The following is a 5,656-nucleotide window of genomic DNA, read 5'->3' as shown; positions in this document are numbered from 1 at the left end:
TGCTTATGTTGAAATTGGTTTTGATTTTAAAGAAGCTGATATTCTGTTGTACGACATGAGCGGAAGACAGCTTCAAAGTATAAAAACAAAGAACAAAGTGACGAAGATCAATACTCAAGCTTTGGTTCAGGGAGCCTATCTGGTGATGATAAAAACTGATACGAACAAAACGGCGAATGCCAAATTAATTAAGAAATAATACACATGAGAAAACACTTTATTTTTCTTTTGTTGGCATTTTGTATATGCCTGAAAGCACAAAACAATCCTGTCGAATTTGACAAACCTATACCCACCCTTTCTTATTTATCTACTTATGTGGATACACCTGTTGATATTTCAACAGGTATTCCAAAAATAGATGTACCTGTTTTTGGTCTTCCTACAAGAAATAAGAATGTAAATATTAATCTTGGAATGTCTTATCATGTTAAAAATTCAGCCCGATTTCAAAAATCTTCCGATGTTGGCTTAGGATGGAGCCTCATGAATGTTAATAATGCTATTTCCAAAGTTACCATTGGAGCTTGGGATGAAAGAGCTGCTAATAATCCTCAGATGAATATGGATTTATTTCAATTTGATGATATATTTTACTTTAATGCATTTGGAATGTCCGGAAAATTTGTTTTCAGAAAAATAGGCAATGCTATTAGTGTGCATAATTTAGGAACCTCCAAAGAAAAAATAGAATTTACCAATTCACCAAATAAATTCTATGATATTTTAGATTTTAAAATCACCGATGAATATGGAAATAAATATATTTTTAACAAAATAGTTAAAGTCATTGATCATTATTATAATGAGGTCTATACAGGAGCGTATTATTTAACAAAAGTACTAGATGTAGATAATCAGGAAATTATTAATATTGATTACGCTGAATATCCTTATTCAGAATATCAACTCGCTATGGTTGATTATAAGCCAAAAAAAATCACCTCTAAAGATTATGGAGTGATTAATCTTGAATATGATTATTTTCCTGAGAATAGATATAAGTCTAATACTACAAATCTGGCTGATAGTTATCTTATCAATAAAGTAGAATTAAAAGATACGCAAAACAGGCTTATACAGCAAGTCGATTTAGAATATGGAGGTTTCGCCTATTATAAATACGAGCTAGGGAATACCGTTACTTATAATACGAGAACACTTGATAGAATCCTAAAAAAAGATAGTCAGGGGAATGAAACAGAAACCCGTTCATTTGTTTATAATACCACAGGAACCGACAGATATTATGGTCCGTCCCCTAATTTTGGATTTGATGTATGTCCTACTGACCCTGAACCTATAAGAGAGTGGATAGATAATCCCAAATATTCTGCTATTGGAAGTCTATCAAAAATGATTTTACCTACCAAAGGCTATGTTAAATATAATTTTGAATCCAATCAATTTGAAGTGCCATCCTGGATGTATGGAATGGGATATTTAAGCGGGAAAGAATCTTATTATTTTAAACCCATTACCTCTTTCGATTTTGATACTAAAATTAACAATACTTACACTTTTAATGTAACAACTACTGGTGCACCACCAGAGGACGACAGGAGAGAACTTGTCTTTTGTTTTCAGGTGAATAGTTATGATCCGAGTCCTTTGCTTGATCCTGAAGCAATTCCTAATATTACCTTTTTTGTAGATGGTCAAGCATTAATGCAGACGGCGGATGGCTATGGGAGAATATACGGGGGAGCTATGGCTGGTCCACATACCATTACCATTTCGGGAAATACTACTGGTATTGGATATTTATCAGTTTCTGAAAGAACTGAGGCAGAGCATCCTCAAAGTTATGTAAGTAAATATGGGGTGAGAATCAAAAGTATAGAAACTTATGATTCGGAATCTTCAATAAAAGCTTCTAATTCTAAGATCTATTATTATGAAAAGTTTTCGGATATTAATAGTTCCAGTGGTGTTCCTTCTCCATTTACCGGTTTTCAGAAAAGTTCTGATTTTATAACAATGTATGGAGGTTATGAATTTAATAGAAATATCATCTATAAAAATGTAAAGGAAGTTGACCGTGATGGTGGATATACCAAGTATACTTTTATTGGAATAGATGATATAAATCCATCTATGAACTCAAGTCAATTATATTACATGGAAGACATTAATAATAGTGGATTGTTAAAAAAGAAAGAGATGTTTGATTCAGCAAACCAGCTTTTAGCTTTAGAGAGTCATGAGTATAATACTCCGCTTTTACCTGTTCAACCATTTATTATAGAAGGAAACTTTGGATACTTAACGCTTAATACCATATTTGTAAAGAACCATAAGATAGATAATACTCTCTATTATCCTCAAAACAGATTTGTTACTTCTTCAAAAGAAACGCAGGTGAACGAGCTTGACTTCAATGTAGATTATGCTAAAGAAACAACAGAAAGGGGAGTATATGAAACCTATTATTCTTATCCACAAAGTAAGCTGTTGAACAAATTGCTTGATAAAAATATGTATAAATACCTTTTGGAGAAAAAAGAGACTTTCAATGGTAAAACACTGTCTCGTGTAGAAACCAAATATGATGATCCTTCTAATTTGTTTCCAAGTTCAGGAGTATCTTATGATCTTCAGAATACTCCATCAACAGATATTACGTATGACAAATATGATTCCCAAGGAAATCTTCAGCAGTACACTACAAAAGATGGTATCTCAACGGTTATCATCTGGGGTTATAACCAAACCCAGCCTATTGCTAAGATAGAGAATGTGAAAATAGCAGCCATCCCGCAGTCGATAATCGATACCCTTGTTAATGCTTCCAATACAGATGGAGCAGCGGGAAGTAATAATGATGAAACGAATCTGTTTACTGCATTTAACAATTTTAAAAACACGCTGCCTGGTTATCAGATTACTACCTACACTTATGATCCTTTAATTGGCGTAAGAAGTATCACACCACCATCGGGAATCAGAGAAAATTATCTCTATGATTCTGCTGGTCGACTTGAAAAAGTGGTTAATATGGATGGCAAAGTATTGAAGGAGATGAAATACAACTATAAAAACTAACACCGATGAAAAAATTAATACTACCGATAGGAGCTTTGCTCTTATCCAATTTAATATATGCCCAGCTTTCCCCGCTTTCTAATACGGAAAACTATGTTCAGACCAAAACCTATCTGGATTATAATGGAACCTCGGCTACAAAATCATCAGAAACAGTACAGTATTTTGATGGCTTGGGGAGACCAAAACAAATCGTCAACGTAAAAGCATCTCCACTGGGAAGAGATGTTGTGACTCCAATTAAATATGATCAGTTCGGAAGACAGGTACAGGATTACCTTCCCATTCCTCAGGGAGGAACGCTGAATGGAGCCATTATCCCAGATCCTTTGAGCAATCTAAGCAGTACACCCTATGGCTCTGAAAAGATTTACTCTGAAAAAGTTTTGGAAAACTCACCTTTAGACAGGATTTTGGAACAAAAACAAGTAGGTAACGAATGGAACGGGAAATCTGTAAAATTTAAGTATGACACCAATACTGCTGAAGATAAAGTAAGAAAGTTTGCAGCTCCTACCAGCTGGTCTAATAGCGCTACCCAATCAGGAATCGCTAATGCTGGAATCTACGGAGAAGGGCAGCTGTATAAAAATACGGTAACCGATGAAGATGACAATACAACCATAGAATTTAAAAATGGTAGAGGACAGGTTTTGTTGGTCAGAAAAGTGATAAGTGCTGCAGAAAATGCAGATACTTACTATGTTTATAATGATTATGATCAATTAGTATTTGTTCTTCCTCCACTTTTGTCAAAGTTGGACAGCTGGGGAATGCCGGAGCATGATGCTTTAGCTTATCAGTACCGTTATGATGGAAAGGGAAGGTTGGTAGAAAAAAAGCTTCCCGGTAAAGACTGGGAATTTATGGTGTATGACAATGCAGACAGAATGATCCTATCCCAGGATGCCAATCAGAGAGTTTCATTCAGCTGGATTATCTATAAATATGATATCTTTGGAAGACTGATTTATACAGGAATAAAAAAAGCTAATAACACCAGAATCGGGATGCAGAACCAGATCCTTGGGGGTGCTATTATTGAAGGCAGGGATAACACCCCTCTGACGGCAAACGGAATGCCTTATTATTACACCAATATGCATTGGGGATTAGATAGCCTTCTTTCAGTGACGTATTACGATTCTTATCCTCAGCAGTATGGCTTTAATCCATCTGCTCCTTCAAGTATTTTAGGAGAACCTGTATTGACAGAAGCTCCTACTGCTGATGGAAGAAGTACCAAAGGACTTCCTGTACTCAGTCTTGTAAAAAACATTGAAGATGATGGCTGGACAAAAACCTATACCTATTACGACAGGAAAGGAAGAGTGATTGGAACCCATTCTATCAATCATTTGGGAGGCTATACCCATACAGAATCCAAACTGGATTTTGCAGGATTACCGCAACAGACCATTACAAGACATAAGCGGTTAAATACTGATGCAGAAAAAGTTGTAACTGAAACTTTTGAATATGATCATCAGAACAGATTATTGGCTCACAAGCATCAGGTAGATGGTAACCCGACAGAAATTTTAACACAGAATATGTACAATGAGATTTCTCAGCTTTCTGGTAAAAAAGTAGGAGGAACTGATACAGCCAATCCATTACAGACCATAGATTACAAATATAATATCCGGGGCTGGATGACCCAGATTAATGATCCTGCCAACCTTGGAAATGACCTGTTTGGATATAAAATAAAATATACGAATCCTGCCATAGGAAACTACCCTGGCAGGTTCAACGGAAATATTGCTGAAATAGATTGGAAAGCCGCTACAGACGGCCAGCTGAGAAGATATAATTATGCATACGACCGTCTCAACAGATTAGTACATGCCATATATCTGAAGCCCGATGCTTCCGTAGTACAAACCAGCGCTTATAATGAATGGGTTGATTATGATCTCAACGGAAATATCACCCGTCTGGACAGGTTTGGAGATTCTGATGGCAACGGCCCTATACAGATCGACAGACTCTACTACACCTATTCCGGGAACAGACTAAGCAAAGTTGAAGATACCACCCAAAACTCTTCGGGATATCCGTATGTTTCAAACCCTAATACGATTGGCTACGATGATAATGGAAATATGACCAGCCATATGGATAAAGGAATTTCCTCCATCCAATATAATTATCTAAATTTACCTGAAAAAGTTACCCAAAATTCCAAAGTAACGGATTATATTTACAGAGCAGACGGAGTGAAGGTAAGAAAGATTTTCGGAACAGAAACAACTGATTATCTGGATGGCTTCCAGTATACAGATTCTGTATTAAAATTCTTTCCAACAGCAGAAGGGTATTTGAATGTTGAGACCGGAAAGTATGTGTATAACTACACAGATCACCTTGGAAATGTCAGACTAAGCTATGCTAAAAATGGAGCAGGAACAGAGATCATTGAAGAAAGTAATTATTATCCGTTTGGATTGAAGCATGAGGGATATAATGTCTTGTTGGGGAATTCTGCGTATAAGTATAAGTACAATGGGAAGGAACTTCAGGAAAGTGGGATGTATGATTATGGAGCAAGGTTTTATATGCCAGACATAGGACGCTGGATATCTCCAGACCCTTTAAGTGAAGAATA

General features: G+C 36.0%; 3 protein-coding genes. All 3 read left to right on the top strand.

Going from position 1 to position 5,656, the window contains the following annotated elements; translation table 11 throughout:
- Positions 1-199: T9SS type A sorting domain-containing protein (locus CQ046_RS23230; RefSeq protein ID WP_133166632.1), on the top strand; the 199-nt coding region annotated here is incomplete at its 5' end.
- A gap of 5 nt (positions 200-204) precedes the next feature.
- On the top strand, positions 205-3,045 hold the full coding sequence (locus tag CQ046_RS23225; RefSeq protein ID WP_105704542.1) for a hypothetical protein: 2,841 nt from the start codon (positions 205-207) through the stop codon (positions 3,043-3,045).
- A 5-nt stretch (positions 3,046-3,050) separates the two neighbouring features.
- Positions 3,051-5,656 (top strand): DUF6443 domain-containing protein (locus tag CQ046_RS23220; RefSeq protein ID WP_105704541.1); only part of this gene is annotated, 2,606 nt, incomplete at its 3' end.

The organism is Chryseobacterium sp. MYb7, assembly GCF_002979455.1.
In the GTDB taxonomy this organism is placed as follows: Bacteria; Bacteroidota; Bacteroidia; order Flavobacteriales; family Weeksellaceae; genus Chryseobacterium.
This window is presented reverse-complemented; position numbering and strand designations above follow the sequence as displayed.